We start from the raw sequence: 18,659 nt of genomic DNA, 5'->3' as shown, positions 1-18,659 counted from the left end.
CATGCCACGCAAAGCCAGCCCATCCAATGTCGTGATGGCCTTTGAGCAGTCGCAGGTGCGTATTGAGATTGCTAAGATTCAGCCGCTCAAGCTGGTCTCGGCGGCGATCAAGAAGACACCAAAGTACGCGCAAATCGCCGCTTCTATCCGCGAGGTCGGCATCATTGAGCCGCCAGTCGTCGCAAGAGACAAAAGCGAACGTGGCAAGTACCTCCTGCTCGACGGGCATCTGCGGGTCGACGTCCTCAAGGAATTGGGGCGCACCGATGTGACTTGTCTGATTTCTACGGACGACGAGGCGTTCACATATAACAAGCGCGTCAACCGGCTCGCGATAGTCCAAGAGCACCGGATGATCGTGAAAGCAGTCGAGCGCGGCGTGCCCGAGGACCGCATCGCCAAAGCGCTCAACGTTGATGTTCAGAGCATCGTTCGAAAACGGCGCCTACTGGATGGAATATGCGCAGAGGTGGCAGACATTCTCAAAGACAAGCACCTCGCTCTCCACACGTTCGCCGAGTTGAGAAAGATGGTGCCGTTGCGGCAAATCGAAGCCGCCGAGCTTATGGTCGCTATGAACAAATTTACGACCAGTTACGCGCGGTCGTTGGTCGCGGCGACCCCTCAGGCGCAACTGGTCGAATCCAACAGGCCTAAGCATGTGAAGGGACTAAGCGACGAGCAGATTGCCATGATGGAACGGGAGTCGGTCAGTCTGCAGCGCGAGTTCAGGATAGCGGAGAAGGCTTACGGCACCGACCATCTCGATCTCGTGCTGAGCAATGGCTACGTCAGCAAGCTGCTCGGAAATGCGCGCGTTGTCCGTTATTTGGCGCAGCATCATCGCGACATCCTGACTGAGTTTCAGAAGCTGGCCGAGACGGAAACTGTTGCGGCCTAACGACCATTAGCCGGACACGGCCGTTGATGGGGACCCGGACCCGAAAGCGCGGGGACCGCAGGAGAAGCCGCACGATGGGGCGGATCAAGCGCGGCGGTGGGAATGACGGCGAACCCGTTCGGAGCCCACTAAGTCGGCTGCTATAGGCCGACTGGATTGGCTCGATCATGTGGTTCGAGCCATGAGCCGAGGGGCGTGTCGGAAGTCATATCAAGAGGACGCTACGCCGGCACGCCCCAGCGTTTTCTAACACCAATGCTTCGGCCTTGAACCAAGCTCACTTGAATATCTTCAGCTTACGTCACGTGCCTGGGAAAGGGCTCAGGACCTTAACGCGAGGGCCATCTGTGCATTCAATTTCGCTGTATCGCTGCCACCACCCTCCGGACTGTAAGGGATCAGGCCGCCAGGATCTTGGTCTTGACGTCCTAGTATGCTCGCTATGCAGAATTACACAAGTTTCTAGCTGATCCAGAACCGCTTTGATCGCTTCGCGATTCTTCGCTCTCATGAGATCTTTGATGGCAATCGCTCGGGGATACACATGTTCAAAGACAACTTTCTTTTTGTAACCCTTTCGATCCACGCGGTACAGCGCCAGGGCGCTGGTAGACCACTTTCTGCAACCTTCGTGCTTGCCACCCTCCACACCTAACGCTTCGCTGTATTCCCAAACGAGCCCTCTCAGGGCCAACTCAAGAACCCATCTGTGCTCGTTAATCGATTGGTTCAACTCCGGGGCCCGACACAACAGGGCTTCGCATGCGTCGATGACCGCCTGGCGCCGTATTTCAGGATCGCCGCTTTTTCCGCTTGGCATAAGCCGTTTTCCTTCTTGACGTGCCTCTCCCAACGCCATCAATGATGTCGCGTCTATGGAGCCCAAGCAGAAACATAATCGAGATTGCGGGACGACGGTATTCCCTCTCCAGACCAACGATATGCGGTGAGGTAGCCTTCTTTAGCGACGCTGAAATCTAGGCAAGCGGCCTTCGAAGACGTGAGCTTCGCCTTCCCGTTCATCCAATAGCGGCCAAATAGCACCGGCTTGCTTTCACGGTATCTGAAATCTGTTGGTAGCTCGACATCCGGTAGCTCCTCTCGTCTGTCATCCATTCCGATAGCCGCCCTCCGGAATGTCGTGGCGTCAAGTTTCCACCAATTGAGACGCATTTCGCGTCGCACATGACCATCCTTGTCTGAAAATGACATTTCGGATGGCTGACGCTCCTCAGGCCCCTTCATCAATATCTCAGCGGCGCCATACACTTTTGAATCGCGCCGAAGGGCTTCTCGTAATCCGTCATCTGTGAAACGGGCCCGGCTAGCAAGGCAGGGCTGTAGAGCAACACGTGACGGCTCATGCCAACAAGCATGAACAATGCGAAGGCCAGCAAACTCTAACCACACCGGCAGGCTTCGGAACCAACGAATAGCGTCGTGATAATTACGTCGTACCCTTGGCCGAACATTGAAAAACGCCGTCTTTCTGCAACGCGGGTCAAATCATAGCTCCGCAATTTCTAACCTTAATTGCAGTAACTCTCTCACCGTTTTGCAAACAGTGCGCGCCTGCGAAGGACTATCTGCGTATTCATTCGCATGCGCCACTTTGTTTCGCAGCGCTTCAATTGCTTTCAACGTTTTTTCGAGCGACGACTTGGTTCTAACTTTGGTAAATCGCTTCTTTATCAATGATTTTTTGTCTGCGAACTGTGTGAACAGCAAAGTATCAACAAATGCATCGGTCTCTTCCGATTTCTTCTTCTCCGATTTAACATGGCTTCTTCTGTCTGGACTAAGGACGCTCATCCAATCCATTTCGCTTTTATATATTCGCCTTATGGCATCCATCATCGTGATTTCGAACCCCGTGATAAGAGCAAACAACGCCGCCCGAACCGGCAGGCGTTGCAGATCGGATAGGCTGACCAGCCCCGTGATATTGGATCCGGACACAAGCAGACGGCATGGCCTCGCATCTGCGTCCTTAATAAAATCCAGAATTCTAGAATCGGGACCTATTATGAATTCTTCGGACATGGGTTTGAAGATGCCCCGAATTCGACCGTCAGCCACATGATTGCTCTTATAATTTGCGGCATGAAAGAGCCCAATTATGGGCTGGTTGTCTCCAGTTTTTACGTCAACAACCGGGATGTAATCGTAAGATTCAGTATTTCTCTGTAGCACATCCGATACCCGTTCATCGGAACGACAGGTCTTAAGTCTATCGCGCGGTGTAGCAATAAGGCTCACTTTTAAGCCCGTGTGCAGAGCTTCAAAAATTTCTTCTGAGCCCGCAAGATTGGAAGCGGCCCAGGTATTCTTCATTCGGGATTCCCCTGTCATGACTGTGGGCGGCCAGACGATAACCTCGTCCAGACGTATTCGACCGTGCCTTCTTATGAAGTTTCGTAGTGATTGTCGAAGAAAGTTCGATGGACTTTCCAGAACTCCGACAGCTCGTAGGCTGCCGCGAAGGCCTGCAGCGCCTTATCGATCGCCTCAACGCCATCTGCTACGTGAAATTTTGGCAGACCTGTAATCTGCAACGCAATCGAGCGCCTTTTGAAAACGACCGCGACAGAGTCGGGCATTTTAGACTCGAGGAAGGTCATAAGCGGAAGCGGGTTTTCGTTATTGAATGACAGATCGACTTCACCAAGATTTCCTTTGAGATCAATCCGAAAATATTTGGGCGCTCCTATCGGATTGGCCGCGATATATGTCGTTTTAGGGTACCGGATTGGGAACGAAAAATAATTGGGATACCGACGTTCGACATCTTCGAATAGCCCTTTCCAAAACGCCAGCCTGAATGCATCCGATCCTTCCGATTCAAGCTCATGCCGAACAGAGGCGCGATCTAAAAATTGCGCCCTATAAGTCGCCCGCCGGTCGAGAGAGCTCTTCGAGATAAACGCTGCCGCATCCTCAAATGATACCGTAGGAGTATTTCTGATTAGGTTTTCGTAGCTCGATAATTTTGATGCCGGCGCAAATACGATGACCCGAAAATCATTCCAAAGACCATGATTCACACCATATCGCCCACGCGCATAATAGCGCTCCAATTGATCTTCAGTTAGTGAGTGTTCAACTTTGTTCTCTACGAGCAGTGCTAGCTTTCGTCCGTCCGAAGTCAGGAAAATGGCTTCAACATCTGTTTCACCATTCTCAGTCATCACAGAGACCCGCGTTCGCAGCACAGCGGAGCAAGGAAGTTGTGAAGACGGCCTGGCATGATCGCAGAACCACAGCGCAAAGAGATCGTTGACGCGTAGTTCTTCCGCCAGCCACAGGTCGATGTCTCGTTCTACGAACCCGCGAATTTCACAAAATGGGCCAGTCGATGCGTCTGACATTATGTTGAATCTCCCAGAGATAATGACGACAAGGCGTCTCACCAGACCCGGGTCGGGCACGACACCGGCGCTGCAACAGGCCGCCGAGAACGCCCGCAACCGTTGCGGTTAGGTGATCGACAAGGGCGCGCTCTACAAACTCGTCAATAGCCGGCCATACATTGGTGAGGCCGTACAAAGAGCAACGCCGAGACAATCAAGCTACCGTCGCTTGCCACAAATCATTCCGGTCGGTTTCTGTAGCGGCCGGTGGCATGAGGGCTTCTTTCATAAGCTTTCGCTTACGCTGCAGGAGTGCATGAAGATTTTGATCAAAAGAGGCACGCGCATCTGGCAGTTTCGCTATCGGCACATGTACATAGACAGAGCGGCCTTGACCTATGCGGTGCACCCTACTCGTGCATTGATCTTCGACTGCCGGATTCCACCATCGCGATAGGTGGATGACGTGATTTGCGCTCGTTAGCGTCAGTCCAACTCCTCCGGCTCGCGGTGAAAGGACCATCACATCGAATTTTTCGGTGTTGGATTGAAACTTATCCACCCGGGCCTGGCGCGATATGCCGTCCACTCGGCCGTTGATCACCATTGGGGTTGTAGAGAGCCCGTATCGCCGTTGAATGATGCCGACAAGTCGCGCTTGCATATCTAGATCGTCAAGAAAAATGAGAGCGCGCTCTGCTCGCCCAGCAATCATGTCGAGCGTTTCAAACCCTAGGATCATTCGGGCAGATCCTGAGATGAACTCTTCATCGCTGCATTTCATCTGGCCATCTGGATGCAAAGACAACGAACGCAAGCGAAGAAGGGCTTCGAGGACGGCACCTGGTCTTCGATCCCTTCGCGCCTCCGCAATGGTCGCCTCATAGGCCGAAAATTGCGTGGCCGGCATGACCAGCTCTCGCACCTGTTCATTTCGAGTGGGCAGGTCTGGTAACTGATCCTCCTTTAGCCGGCGCAACAAAATTGGTGGACGTCCTCCTTGCCACCGATCGAGGCTGGCTTTGAGAGCCGCCAGCCGATCAAGATCCGGCGTCTTCTCATACTGGGCGCTAAATCGTTTGAGATCGCCCAGGTATGCAGGGTGAATGGTGTCGGTAATGCACCAAAGATCAGCCAGTCGATTTTCGATGGGCGTGCCAGTTAGAGCGATGCGGAAATCTGCATTCATAGCTTTCGCAGCATCCGTAATCCTGACGCTCGGCGTCTTTATTTTCTGTGCTTCATCAAACAAAATGACTGCAAAGCGAATGCGGCCAAAATCCCGATCGTAATCCCGGAGCGTTTCGTAAGTTGTGAGAACCCAGTCGGCACTTTTTAATGAATCGGTACTGAGTCCAGGACGCTCATCACTCCCGGTACTTTTCATCGCGCTAAGAGAACGTCCATAGGCCTCTATGCAGCGGCCAAGACCTGGCGCAACCAGATGACGGTCATGCTCTGCCCGCCAATTCTGTAGGAGCCCCGTAGGTGCAACGATAAGGATTGGTGCATGTGGAATGCGACCTGCAATCATTCCCGCCCTCAACCAAGAGAGAAATGCGAGACTTTGGATCGTTTTTCCAAGCCCCATGTCGTCGGCGAGCAAAATGCCAGGCCTCCCGATTGCCCACGCTTTCTGTAGCCACAGAAGGCCATCGACTTGATGTTGCTTGAGCGCCGTAGCGAGCCCGTCAGGCTTTGCGAATGGAATTGAAGCGCGCGCATTAAAGGCGCCCTCAACTTCGACTAATTCTTCGTTCGGCCGAATTACCAGCACTTCTGGAAGGGCGGACGCATCTTTCGGTGACTTGTTGCGCGTGGATGTTCGAGATATCTCGAGTGCCTGCAGAGCTGCCAAGGTGTCGTAGGTCGCTGGGACTTGCACCATAGTCTCGTGGTGATTGAGCGGGACGGTTGTGCGGCCGGCACCCATGGCACTTTCAACTCGCTCCCGTAGCAATTCCGCTTCTTCAATCGTCAAAGGGATCGTTTGGTCACCAACAATAATTCCGCCCGAGCTCTCTCGACCTGAACCCCGCCTCTGCTGTTCTGACTCGGATTCAGCCTCTGGGCCAAACCAATCGGACCCTCCGAGTTTGATCCACGGAAGAACCCGGGCTGACCAAAGTCCGAGGCCGACTACTCGATCCGCATAAGCGGTTGTTTCTCGAAACACCGTTTCCAATAGGATGTCCTCAACAACCGCATCCGACACTTGGCGAAGGAACGATCTCGGGGACGCGATCAATGCACGTTTTGTCGCCCATGGCGCGTCTTGTACGCGGCGAACCTCCGCAAGGGCACGGCGTAGCGGCGGCGCCAAAACGACATACCATCCACTACCCAACGTGTAGACAGGTCGTGCGGTGTTGAAACGGTTGAACTGATCCTCAGCGAATGCGAACTGTTTATCAGCGGGCAACAGTGGCTCCTCCGGATCACCACCGGCTCGATGCAATACTGGGACAAGCTTTGCGTTTGCACCTTCTCCTTTCAAATCAAGAGAGAATGCATCGGCAATAGCAATTGTCATTTCGCCCAGCAGACCAGCGGTGTCCACATTGTTTGATGCAGCAGCGGGCGGGAGAGCCTCTCGCAAGGCCGCGATCGATGTCAATCTCGCGGCGAAATCATCCCCCGACGTGTTGTTTAGGCGGTCTACAGATTCGGTTATGTCAAATAGCGTATCGGGAATTCTTTGCCACTCATCCCCAATCTTTAGCCATGCCCCTGTCCTGGTTGCGCCGACGATCTCTTGTCCCGTCGGCCGGCGCCAATTTAGTTCTGCGTTAAATTCCGGACGAGTGATTAACCCGCTGGTGCGAACATGCGCGACTGCATTGGTAAGCGCCGGCAATTGGAGAGACGCAGCCTCATTCACAGAAAGTCCCGAAATCGCGCGGTGTTCGATGAGAAGCGTATCCCCTTCCGCAATTGCGCTACCAGCGGCGATCAAACGCTGAACCAAATCAACGCCTCGCAAAAGCGGGTCGGGTGTCTCTATCGGCCAAAGATCGGTTGGGACAGGCCCCTCGGGCCCAATCAACTTAACCTCAGTAGCGGCAGGTGTCACCGCGAATGAAAACTGATGTGTCATCGGGGCAACCAATCGGCCGGACCCAGCGAAATGCGAGCGCGACGCGCCAGCAATTCCGCTGCACTTCCCTGCCAATAGCTTCGGTCCGATCCAATATGACTCAGCCCGCCCCCATCACCTGCACCTTTGGATCCAAATCTTGAATTTGGCGGGAATGGCAGCCCATTGGCGGTAAGGTCGGCTCGGGTATAGCTCGGAAGATTGAGGCGTGGAGCATCTTTCCAATCGCCCGACCACACGCGTAGCTTCCCATTGTGGCTCCACTCACAAAAGATCAAGTTTTTGATCTTGAGTAACATCACAGCGTGATCGCCAGACACGCCAGAACCTTCGAGTCGTCCGTAACTTCCGTTGAGTTCTCGAATGGCACGCGCCGATGCATGGATATTTCGACCAAAGACTAACCAGGCATCTGCCGTTTCGTCCTTGTCTAGACAGGCAGTCCAAAACGCTTCGCGATACCGCCAGTGGGAATCGAGAGCATGGTCGCGAATAAGTTCAAAGAATGCGCTCAACGATGCACGTGTCAGCCAGCGTCTCATAAGGCTCGTGGCCTGATCGCCGGCGTCACTCCAACGCGCCGGATGAATGCGGGGATCGCCAACATACTTCAATAAAAATGCCTGGACACCGCGTCGAACCGATTCCGTTGGTTCTTGCTCGCTTTCGATCCATGGCGCAAGCAATCCGCGGGCAATTTCACCTCTCGATTGAGATTCTTGAAAGCGCAGTTGGTTTCCTGGAGCAAAGCAAGCGACCAATCGCGCCAAAGCTTGCTCGCCCGCTTCGCCTCCTAACTTTGGCTCAGCCAGTTTCAATAGTTCTTGCTGAACGACGCGCATGAAGCCCCCGACCGATCGAAACGGATCGGCAAAGCCGGTCATTTCAAATATTTCATCGACAGTTTGAGGACCATTCAGCAGCCAATTAGCAAACTGACATGGCCCAGCTTTCGGGTCGAAAACGCTCGCGACGCGATCTCCAATTCGCCAATGCTCAAGTCTTGGATCTCGCGTCGACGTCAATAACAGACGGATAGCGGCACCCGCTTTTCCAATTGCGGGCCCCTCGGTTGAGAAATCATGAACCCAAGCTTCGATGAAATTGCGACGAGTGGAATTTGATCGGATCGATTGGGCGTATACCGCCTCAAGTAAGCCGGAAATGTTTGCCAAAGGCTGCTGGTGATGCCAAAGCAACCAGGGGGCGTTGCTTAGGTCTCTCCGTGAGATTTGAACATCATAGGCAGCGTTAGAAAATCGGGCCACAAGCTTCCGCCGCAACAGCTCTAGAACCGCCTCAGCAGGCTCGGCGGGTGCCGATTGGGTTGCGCCAAGCAATTGCACTGCTTCAGCGCTCGCAAGACGCGCGGGGAGATGTTTCGCCGGCGAAAGCGAACGAGACGTCGCTTGAAGAGCAGCTAAGGCTTGGCGCGTATACATTATGGCCGCCCACCTAGAACGTCTTCGATCTGCTTTAGCAGTTTCTCCAGCTCGGTCGAGCTGCGGGCAGACAACACAAAGCGCAAGTCGATACGTCGATTCTTGCGATAATCGTCCGCCGTTGAACCTTGGGCCTCCGGTAACGGTCGACGATCACCGTAGCCCGAGAAGCCAAGTAGCGGCAGCTTCTCGCCGTTACGTAAGCCAACCAAAGCGGGTTGAGCTCGCTGAAGCTCTTTAAATACGGTCAGTGCTCGTTCAGTAGACAGCCGATCATTTCGATTTTGCGATTCTTCCGAGCTGGCGCGTTGATTGGGCGCTTCAAGCTGAACTGTCGTCGAAATGCTAGGTAGAATTGACACTCCAGCCGGCACCGGCACCACTCGCTTTCGGTACCCTTGCCTGTCGGTATGACCTTCCACCAGGACGGTTTCGAGGATCGACGAAGCAAAGCCATGGCACCCCGATCGCTCCCCGTTTGAGCCGAAACAGGCCAGGACTTGGGCGAGTACATCCGCAAGTGTATTGAGCGCAGCAAAGCGATCTTTGCGATCCTTACGTATCGAGGATTCGCCTACATCGAATAGGAGGTCCTCGGGAAGGCGCAAGACTCCGGATACCGGATCGATAAAGACCTTGACGCCCCTGGCAGCGAGTTGCTGTTCCAATGAATTCAAAATACGCTCGCGAGCCTCCGTTCGTTCTCGAACATCCTGTTGCAGCCTCGCGACCGCAGAGTTGAGGAGATCGCGCAGCCGTTGGTTTTCAGCCAATTGAGCTGCGGCTTTGGCTGCATCTAATTTTGCCTGAGCTTCGGCCTGTTCAGCGCGCTTTTCAGCTGCCGCGGCACGTTCGAGCGCCAATTGGTAGCGGGCCTTCTCAACTTTTTGGTCGTTTTCTGCGTCTTTGTAATTGAGGGCAAATACGGTTAGCATAAGCAGGAACACGAACAGAATGCCGACCATCAGGTCGCTTGCCGATGCGAAATAACCTTCTCCGGCACTCTCATCGGCGGTGTCCGTTACAGACATTTTTTTACGCGTCCCCTACGCGAACATATCAAGGGCGTTGATTTGTCAGAAGAACTGCTGGATCTCCGTCAGCCTTGCCTAAGGCTGTGGAGCTCGTGGTCGTCATCGCGAAATCTTCCAGACTTGTCTGCAAACTATTGACTAGGCTGCCAAGCTGAGTCGCTGCCTTAGCCAAGTTCTGATCGGTTTGGCTGACGACCGTTGCCACTTCTCGAGCAAAACCTTGCAGGCCAGTTTGCAGTCCTTGAAGTGTGCGCGCCAATTCTTGATCGACGCCCTCGAACCGTTGCACAGCGGCGTTCAAACTTTCGATCAAACGTTCGGACGCCGCCTGCGCGCTATTGAGGCGCTGAGCAACGCCGGCCACCTGGTCCAGCGAACGACTGATGGTACCTGCCGCCTGATTGAGGGGCTCCGCAGCATTTTGCGCGGCTTGCCCCGCGAAACGAAGATGCTCGGCTGTGGTGACAAGCGGCTTAGCTGCGTCTCCTGCTGATCGGTTTAATTCTGCAATACGTACCGCTATCGAATCTGCAGCCGCCGTGAGAGAAGAAACCCGACTACCCAAACCGTCCGCGGCAGCAGCCAGACGTTGGACCACGTCTTCTGCTCCCTGTTCTAACGTACTGCCCGTTTTATTTGCCGCGCCTTGCAGTGTCTCACTGACCCGGTTCGCCGTCGTTTCAAATCCCGCCGCGGCAGAACCAACCTTCTCAGCTAAAGCAGCGAATGCCTGAGCGCCGGTAGCGCGACTCATCTCCGCCAATCCACGCAGCTCATCGATCATCGCTTGGAATTGTTCAGAGAGCCTTGCGGAACTGACCTGGGCATGTTGGCCCATGCGCGTCTCAAGATTCGACGCAGCGCCAGAGAGAACGGATGCTACCGATCGAGCTGCCTCCTCGAATCCCGCAGCTGCGGCTTCAATACGCAAGGCCATTTGACTCCCTGCTTCGGATGCGGCGCTTTGAGATCGCTCCGCCATCATGTGTAATGTCTCGACGAGACCCCCCATCTGATCCGTAACCCGAGACAAAGCCGTCTCTGCCCCCTCACCCATACGTGTCGCCATAGCATCCGCAGACTGCGCCATTCGAACGGCAGAGTCGCCGAGGCCGGTCTGTAAACTTTCGAGGCGAACACCCAACTCGCGAAGGCTGGTCACAACACCTTGCATGTGATCGCCGGCACCACCGTGCAATCGTTCCAGAAATGAATCGGTCATCGATTGCATGGCTTCTTCATTTCGACTGCCTTGAGCACCAGCGAGCCGCTGCATGGCTTCAGTCAAGGGCCCAATATGTTGGCCCAACCTATCGTCGAAGGCTTTGTCAAATACGGAAGCGAGATTGACCGCGAGATCAGTCGAGAATGTTTCAAGCTGAGTAGACTGCCGCTTGAGATGTTCATTTGCCTCAAATTGCAAACTTGTTGGTGTGAGCAGCGGAATTCGATTTTCCAGGGTCGAAACAAATCCGTCGAGCGCCCGTTCAACGGTTCGCAAGCGCCGCTTTCGAAAAAGAGCGTAGGCAATCGACAAAAATAAGCCAACGAGTGACGTAATGAATTTAAATGATGCGGCATCAAGCAAGGTCTGCAGAGCTGTGTTGCGTCCGCTCTGATCCACGCCACTTACGATACCGCCCGCGGTTCCTAGAGCAGCCGCAAGACCGATAAACGTAAATAGCAGGCCAGCGCCCACCAACAGATTTGGCAGCGCTGCGTGGTAGCGCAAATCGACTTGTATGCCCGGAACTCGAAATAGCCCGAAGTCAAACCAAGCACCGGCACGGCTTGTTGCTCGTACCGGACGGTTTGGCTGGCTAGGGGTTAGTAGCGAGTCGCGATACTCTCGCCACCGCGATCCTAAGATCGCATCGCTCCCCAATTGCATGGAAATGGCTTCGTAATTGACGGCAAATTCGAGTGGATCTTTTGTTCGCTGGATGAGATCGGCCGCACGAGCGAGGGCCGCGGCAAGCTTTGAGGTCCCAACGAACAGGGACCAACCAGATATAAATGCCCAAAGGCCAAGAACGGAGACGACCCCGTAGATTGCGGCCGGTTGCGAAATTACACTGGCTACCGAATGCATTGCTCGTTTTCCCCCACCCCCACATCATTCTAAGCCGACCGGACGCCAACTGACGATGAGGGATAACCCCAAAGCGCCTCTATGATGATCTCGGTTTTTGACGGGTTGCAACTTTTAGAATTGCAAGAGTGCCGCATCGTGGTGCTGCCCGACGGCCGGAAGGGCGCGATCTGGCGGAGCTTGGCATATCCTTTATTGCCGCCTGGCGACCAAATCGAAGTCAACGGTGTGGCCATTCCTCCCGACCGTTGTACTTACGAGGCTGCCACCCCAACGATTTCGTTTGGTGTGATCGATGGTGTAGCGGAGGCATATTTGGTCCTCCCTGGGTCTGCTACGGCGTGCGAACGTAGCGCCATCGCTTTACGAGAGGCAGGATTTCACGTCCTGCGAACGGGCAGATATCTTGGCGAACCAATTCCCGGCATCGGCGGGGATTGGTTTGTTCGATTCGCGAAACGCTCCGATCTCACGGATCTTGAATCTCTCCGATCGGAACTCGCAAGCATACTAGGCCTGACTAAGGTTGATCTAAACGAAGCCGAGAGCACATCAGCGGAAACCCGCTCCAGACTGATTGCTGCAGAGTTGCTTGCCGCAAAGGCTCGAGAAGCGGGACTCCGAGCCGACATCGCGCGGTTGAAGGGCAATGCGGCAATCGGCGAAGATGTAAAAATCGAGGCCGAGCTTCTGCGACAAGCGATCGAAGAGGAACGCGGGTTGCGTGAGGCCGCAGAACTTGCAGCCGCTGAAGCGGCTTCCGTCCGAATTCCGCCGCCTGCGCCGCGGGCAACTCCATCGCCCAAGCTAATCGATGAAATCCAAATCGTTATCGGAGTTTTATTGCCTCGTACCAATCTGCTGCGAGACAGTTTAACGGTCGTCGCTGCAGAATTTTCCAGTCGGCGGGCACTTTATAGGACTCTGGCAGAGCTGCAAGATCAGTACGATAGGCTGCCGCCGAGTTGGAAGAAACTTCAGGGTTTGGAAAGTTGGTGGGAACGTCACGTCAGCAATGGTCAAGACGACGCAGGCAGAGCTTACGCCCGACGGGTTATTTCTGAGCGAAAGTGGGATGTACTGATCTCACATAAGGGTGAGCAGACCAGAGACCTCGCTTGGTTGTCTCGGCAATAATGTAATTATTTGACGATTGAGAGCCAGCGCACCACTTCCCTCTCAGGCTCATGGTGGAATCTTCTATTGGTGTCCCAACAACATTCGGTTCTCGGTCCGCCCCGATATGCGTTGGATCAGTCACGCGCCACTTGGTCGCTTGGACTGCTCGCACCCCTTTATAAACGCAGAAGTCAGATCATCCAGAGTTATGCAACGATGCTGCACAGCACGTTCCCTGACGCCAGCTTGCTGTCGTGTCCGTAGTAAACGTCTATTGTAATAGAGAACGAACGCACACGTGAGTGACTGACCTCGTAGGCCAAGTTCGGTGCCGACCGCCGTGCTTGGCAAACGACCCTTCAAATATCAAAGCACAAAGCAAGAATCAAAGCCGCGAGGGCTGCAACCTCGCAGCAGCCGGCGGACGCAATCTGAACTCCTCAATATGGCTAGATCATCTATATTGGGAAGTTAAGAGTGCTGCGTTGGATGGAGCTTCCTATGCCCAGCCCGTCTATAGTTCCCGGCTTTAATAGCGATGTGTATGTCGTGCTCGACGACTTCGGATCACTTGGCCGAGCTTACCGCGAAGTTGATGAAGAGCAGGCCGATCGAGAGACGATAATTCGCGGCCTTAAGGAGGGACAATACAGCAACCCCGTCCGCATCGTGTGCTTCAACACTGCAGAAGGGTGGGCGCGGGACGTAACCCGCGAAATTGCTCAAGAGATTCGTGACCGCGCCGACCGAACCGGCGAAGAATTGTCGCCCGGTCTGACCGAATTTATCGAGAACGAGTTCGAACGCACCACGCGACTGGCACAGATCTTTCGCTCTTGACATCGAGGACGGTACAAGCTGCTCGACCGCGTCGGATTTCAAGCACATTACGAGAGCGGTGTCGCCATCTCCAGATATCTGCAAAAGGCGTTCGCCAACTGCATCTGCCTCGGCGTTCGACATTCTGCTTCGAACAGCAGCGGAGAGCCAACCAGAATGCACAGAGCTTTGGCACGTGACGTGGCCACATTGAGTCGGTTCGGGCTGTAGAGGAACTCCATTCCGCGCGGCGCGTCAGCCGGCGTGGAAGTCGTCATAGAGTAGATGACGATAGGGGCTTGTTGGCCCTGGAATTTGTCGACTGTGCCAATCCGCCCGCCCGGGATGCGGTCCTGGAGTTTGAAGACCTGAGCGTTGTAGGGCGCGATGATAAGAACATCGTCCAGTCCAATAGGACTCTGTTTGCCATCTTTATCAGTGAATTTGGCTCCGGACTTCAACAATCCCTCGACAAGTTCGCGAATTTTGTCCGCCTCCTCCGGCGACGAGTTCTGGTTACCCTCGTGCAAAACAGGCAAGTAACGCAGGCCAGACCCGTCCAGGTCGCCAGCCGAGTCTATTCGCTGATGTTCTAGGCCAGCCCTAGATCGGAGACGACCCTCGTAAAACAATTCGGAAGTATAAGCGCAGATGTTAGGATGCAGCCGCCATGTCTCTTCTAGGAATAGGCCGCGCTCAGCAGGGATCGTTGCATGATCGCCGAGCATGTGATCAAGGGCCGAAACATCAGTGCCCTCCGGATGTGTTCCTTGAAGAGGTTGTTCGAGCTGGCGGGGATCGCCCAAAAGCACCAGTGTTCGTGCCGCCTGCGAGGCCGCAAGGACGCTCGCGAGAGACATCTGGGCTGCCTCATCGATGAACAGAACGTCCACCGCCTCCGACGCATTTGGGTGCGCCCAAAGCCACGCAGTACCGCCGCCAACCTGGCAAGAGGTCCCAAGGGCAGCCAGTAGTTTGGCATTGTTCTTCGCGAACTGGAGGTGCGGAACAGACTTCTCTTCATGATCTCGAATCAACTGGACGCATTCGATTGAAACGCCAAGTTCCTCCCCAATCTTGATTGTCTCATCGAGAAGGTTGCGGATGACCTTGTGGCTATTGGCTGTGATCCCCATGCGCTGTCCGGATCTGGCGAGCGCGCAGATCATGTGGGCGCCGGTGTAAGTCTTCCCGGACCCTGGTGGCCCTTGTAACGGAAGTGTCCCACCATCAAGAGCTCGCGCGACGCGCACAGCCGCCGCCAGCGGCGTTTCGCTGCCTATTCTAAGTGGCTCTCCGCCGGTGCGAGGCGCGGACATCAAGAGGAGATCTCGAGCGGCTTGGTACGGACCGTTGCCGGAGATTCCATTCTCCGCTACATGTCCACCGATTCGGAAAAGGCTGTCGGCCAAAACTTGGCTAGAAATGACTTTATGTGCGTAAACCGCCACCGGATGTACGCTGGCTGTATCTTGGCGCTTCTTGACGTCCACGGTGCGCTCTTCAAGCGAGATCGCCTGGACCGAACCAAATGGTTCACCGCCGAGCATCCTGAGGTCTTCATCGCCCCGGATATCAGTGTCCTGCGGCGGGAACTGATATCGATGAATGGGTGCCTTCGTCGTACCACCCGCCGCCTCCACGAAGACCAATTCCGACAGAGCCGCCCGCTCTTCCAACAGATCCTCTGCTGACAGCGCCGCGAGCCGAAAATGCTCCCACCAAGCTGACTTTGCCTCGCGTCTGTGGAAGTCAATCACGTTCGCAAGTAGCCATCGGGCCTGCTGTTCCGCTGTTCTCTCCGTCGGATCGATCGGCACGCCGTGCGTGAGGCGGCTAACCAGCGCGGCAACCTTCTCCTGCCATTCAGTAAGCTCCTCACTGGCCTCGCCGGGCTCCGGCGCCGGTCGATCAATAGCCGCGCCGGATTGAATGACGGCTGTTCGTACCCCCTCGAGCCAATCGCGCAGCTTCCAGGCCGACAGACAGTCGTCCCGGTTATAGCCCTCGACGGTTTGTTGGTCCTGTTCAGTGATAGCATCGAAGTCGCCTAGTTCGAGGCAAGCTTGCACCTTCGCCAGCGTCTTGCCAGCGTCCGACAGCGGCAGTTGCCGTTTGAACTGATAGAGCGGCTCAAGCTTCTTGATCGAATAACTTTCAACGCTCGCGCGAATTCCGTGCCGCACGACTGCATAGAGGTCGACAAACTTAATAGACCGCAGCAGGCGATCTAGTTCGTCTTCCCGAGTCGCATATCTTCCCATGAGGCGCTTGAGCGCAGCAGGCTCGTAAGGCGCGAAGTGATAAATGTGTAGACCTGGATGTATATCCAGGCGCTCAATTACGAAATCTACGAAACACTCGAACGCCTCCTTTTCTGAAATCCGCGAGAGGGCCCAGTCAGCACGATATCGGACGGTACCGGCATCATCGCGGAACGCGTACCCAAATAGGAATTCGAGGCCGCCCCCATCGACAAATGGATCCCCCTCAAAATCCAGAAAGATGTCGCCTGGAGACGGCTCTGGAAGGAGCGCGAGACCAAAGCTATGCTCCGGCTTCAGGGGCTCGTAGATGACTTTTCCCTGCTCGCGTCCCTCTACCTGGATTCGCGCCTGCTCACGAATTCGGGTGTAGCTTTGCGCTGAGCCGCGGTCCGGCTTCCATGGCAGTGGTAGCGAAAGTTTGGCCAACGCCGCAGTCGTGCCGACCGTCTGGCGCTCAAGTTCACCGATTTGGATTTTCGAAATGTTGGCGACAAGCGAAAGGTGATCGTCCTCGCGCCGCTTGGCATCGCATCGCGTTCGCCACCGGCAAATTTCGCAATGAGGTTTCGGCTCCGGATATACGCTTTGCGGACCCTGATCTACTGCTCGCTCAAGACTAGCCCGCACTCGACGGTAGTACGCGCTGAAGTCCGCGATCCGGAATTCTTGCGGCTCAAAACCCGTGCCGGGCGCAACAACGAAAGAAGATTCAGGAATGCGGCCCTGAGAAAGAGCAAGCAGGTCTGAGTAGAGGCAGAGCTGCAGTACGGTATTTCCCTTGGTTTCCTTGGCCAGCTTGGTGTCGACCACCTCATAAGACCAGCCTCCGAGGGCGCTCGGGATTTCAACGCGCCGTAGAACGTCCGCTCGTCCTCCCCATCGGCCTGCTTGCAATGCACCTTGTACGATAATCGCCGTGCCGGCTCTCATCTCATGGAGTGTTTTGCCCACTGACGCCGCATCGACACCCACGCCATCGACAGCGGCTAACGTCATCCCGTTGGTGCGGAGGTGGTCGACATAGTTTTGCTCGTGCTGGGAGCCGCGTTCCGTCAAAAGCTCGAGAACCGGGTCCCAGACGGAGGGCTTTGCCAACTCTCCGTGGGCGACAGCAAGATCAAGCTCAGTCAGATGGCGGCAGTTTAGGTGGCCGACGAGATCTGATGCGAAGAGATGTATTGTTCCGCCTACGCTTTGCATGGAAAACGTATCATACGACTAAACCTGAGATTGCACAACCATTGGTCGCGGGCTAAGAAATCTTAGCGGACATTTTAAACTGCTGTCGTTAGTACGATTCGGGGGCGGCCTTTGTCGTCAATGTTCACCTGGGTGGATTTTGCGGAGGACGACCGCCGCAAAATGTCCGATGTCATCGCTCTCTTTAGCGAAAAGGACACCCGCGATGAGTTGGGACTTGGCGGCATTCGCGACACCTTTGCCGACTTGTTGTTCCCGTCGACCAGCACCATCCAGACCCGGGCGCGTTATTTTCTGTTCATCCCATGGATTTACCAGGAGTTAGAACGCCGCCGCACGCTGCCCGCCGATATCGAACGGCTTGCGCGGCGCGACGAGATTCGCCTTATCCATGCGCTCGAAGACGGCGGCGAGACCGACGGCATCATCGGTACGCTGGCCCAGGATAAGTTGGCACGGTTGCCAAGCAGCATCTACTGGGCCGGTCTAGGGAGGCTCGGCGTCCGTCGGTTTGCGGGATCGCAGGAGCAATATCATCGCGAGTTTACCGCTTTTTATCCGGCGTCAGGCCGCCGTTTAGTCGCCGAAGACGAGCAGTCTGCCGAAAGTGCTTCATGGAGCTCGAGCCTGCCGCCGTCCCCATCCGGCGTTCTCGAACGAACGACCTTCACTCTCGACAAGCGCGAAGCCAAATACCTCGCCGAGCGGATTTGGGAATTCGGCCCGACAGTGTACGGCGAGCTTCTCAGCAGCTCCGATGCGGAGTTCGACAGCGACTTCGTCTGGGAAACGACCTTTGCCGCCAAGCTTGGACCGTCGCTCAAGAGCCAAATTGCGCATGCACAAAATTTTTCCGAGCTGATGCACGGCGCGGCGTTACTTTACAATTTCATGCTAGCCTGCGACGCGAACCGAAAACGCTTGCAGGACGAATACCGCGACGAGCTCCGCACCTGGGCGGAACTGGTCGAGGATGCCCGAGCACGCTACGTGTCCTGGGACCGTAAGCGGTTCTGGGCGATCGTCTCGGAATCGATGCACGCCGTATCGCCGCCGACACGCAAGTTTGTGGACCGCTGGATCGATCATACGCTTCGAAGCGCGAAGCTCGCCGATATCGCCGACGACCCGACGGCGCAATCCATCATCACGGCGCGGGAAGCCCAGGTTAAGCGCACACGCAAGCGGCTCGGCAACGTCCGCGCGCTCGAACGCTGGAACGAAGCGTCGGGCGCCGGGCAGATCGATTATCGATGGTTTAGGGTCAAGACCATCGCCAACGATATCCGCCAAGGGCTCGGCTGAGCCATGCTGCCTCCCAACCAACGCGAGCTTTAC

General features: G+C 55.3%; 12 protein-coding genes. 4 read left to right on the top strand and 8 right to left on the bottom strand.

From position 1 onward, the window contains the following. The first annotated feature begins 1 nt into the window (after position 1). Positions 2-901, top strand: coding sequence for a plasmid partitioning protein RepB C-terminal domain-containing protein (locus tag RHPLAN_RS03125; RefSeq protein ID WP_068013742.1), 900 nt, complete (start codon positions 2-4; stop codon positions 899-901). A gap of 873 nt (positions 902-1,774) precedes the next feature. On the opposite strand, the gene RHPLAN_RS38965 is transcribed toward RHPLAN_RS03125, so the two are convergent. The 7 genes from RHPLAN_RS38965 to zorA form a co-directional block, all read right to left on the bottom strand. Beyond that, positions 1,775-2,146, bottom strand: a complete 372-nt coding sequence (locus RHPLAN_RS38965; protein WP_157100024.1) for a metallophosphoesterase family protein — start codon at positions 2,144-2,146, stop codon at positions 1,775-1,777. Positions 2,147-2,407: 261 nt separating this feature from the next. Then, complete coding sequence (locus tag RHPLAN_RS38960) at positions 2,408-3,235, bottom strand: hypothetical protein (protein WP_157100023.1); 828 nt, start codon at positions 3,233-3,235, stop codon at positions 2,408-2,410. 71 nt (positions 3,236-3,306) lie between these two features. After that, entirely contained in the window at positions 3,307-4,269 is a 963-nt protein-coding gene (locus tag RHPLAN_RS38955) for a hypothetical protein (RefSeq protein WP_157100022.1), read from the bottom strand. 196 nt (positions 4,270-4,465) lie between these two features. Continuing rightward, positions 4,466-7,348: a DEAD/DEAH box helicase gene (locus RHPLAN_RS38115; RefSeq protein WP_084244217.1), complete on the bottom strand. Its 2,883-nt coding sequence runs from the start codon at positions 7,346-7,348 to the stop codon at positions 4,466-4,468. Next, on the bottom strand, positions 7,345-8,790 hold the full coding sequence (locus tag RHPLAN_RS38110; RefSeq protein ID WP_084244215.1) for an EH signature domain-containing protein: 1,446 nt from the start codon (positions 8,788-8,790) through the stop codon (positions 7,345-7,347). Before RHPLAN_RS38110 ends, RHPLAN_RS38115 begins: the two co-directional genes overlap by 4 nt. Next, complete coding sequence (locus tag RHPLAN_RS03100) at positions 8,790-9,821, bottom strand: OmpA/MotB family protein (RefSeq protein ID WP_068013733.1); 1,032 nt, start codon at positions 9,819-9,821, stop codon at positions 8,790-8,792. Before RHPLAN_RS03100 ends, RHPLAN_RS38110 begins: the two co-directional genes overlap by 1 nt. A gap of 28 nt (positions 9,822-9,849) precedes the next feature. Next, positions 9,850-11,916: an anti-phage ZorAB system protein ZorA gene (zorA, locus tag RHPLAN_RS03095; RefSeq protein ID WP_157100021.1), complete on the bottom strand. Its 2,067-nt coding sequence runs from the start codon at positions 11,914-11,916 to the stop codon at positions 9,850-9,852. A gap of 81 nt (positions 11,917-11,997) precedes the next feature. Here zorA and RHPLAN_RS38950 point away from each other — a divergent pair, with 81 nt between their 5' ends. Then, positions 11,998-13,053, top strand: coding sequence for a hypothetical protein (locus RHPLAN_RS38950; protein ID WP_157100020.1), 1,056 nt, complete (start codon positions 11,998-12,000; stop codon positions 13,051-13,053). 459 nt (positions 13,054-13,512) lie between these two features. Next, complete coding sequence (locus RHPLAN_RS38105; protein ID WP_237180034.1) at positions 13,513-13,875, top strand: hypothetical protein; 363 nt, start codon at positions 13,513-13,515, stop codon at positions 13,873-13,875. Positions 13,876-13,922: 47 nt separating this feature from the next. Here the strand turns inward: RHPLAN_RS38105 and RHPLAN_RS03085 are convergent, their stop codons facing one another. After that, positions 13,923-17,321, bottom strand: a complete 3,399-nt coding sequence (locus RHPLAN_RS03085) for a TM0106 family RecB-like putative nuclease (RefSeq protein WP_068013728.1) — start codon at positions 17,319-17,321, stop codon at positions 13,923-13,925. A 120-nt stretch (positions 17,322-17,441) separates the two neighbouring features. On the opposite strand from RHPLAN_RS03085, the gene RHPLAN_RS03080 reads away from it, so the two are divergent. Further along, the gene (locus RHPLAN_RS03080) at positions 17,442-18,626 is read left to right on the top strand and encodes a DUF6361 family protein (protein ID WP_084244213.1); all 1,185 of its coding nucleotides are present in this window, start codon (positions 17,442-17,444) and stop codon (positions 18,624-18,626) included. Positions 18,627-18,659: the final 33 nt, after the last annotated feature.

Source organism: Rhodoplanes sp. Z2-YC6860, assembly GCF_001579845.1.
In the GTDB taxonomy this organism is placed as follows: Bacteria; Pseudomonadota; Alphaproteobacteria; order Rhizobiales; family Xanthobacteraceae; genus Z2-YC6860.
Note: the sequence above shows the minus strand (reverse complement) of the source record. Positions and strands in the feature narration are given on the sequence as shown.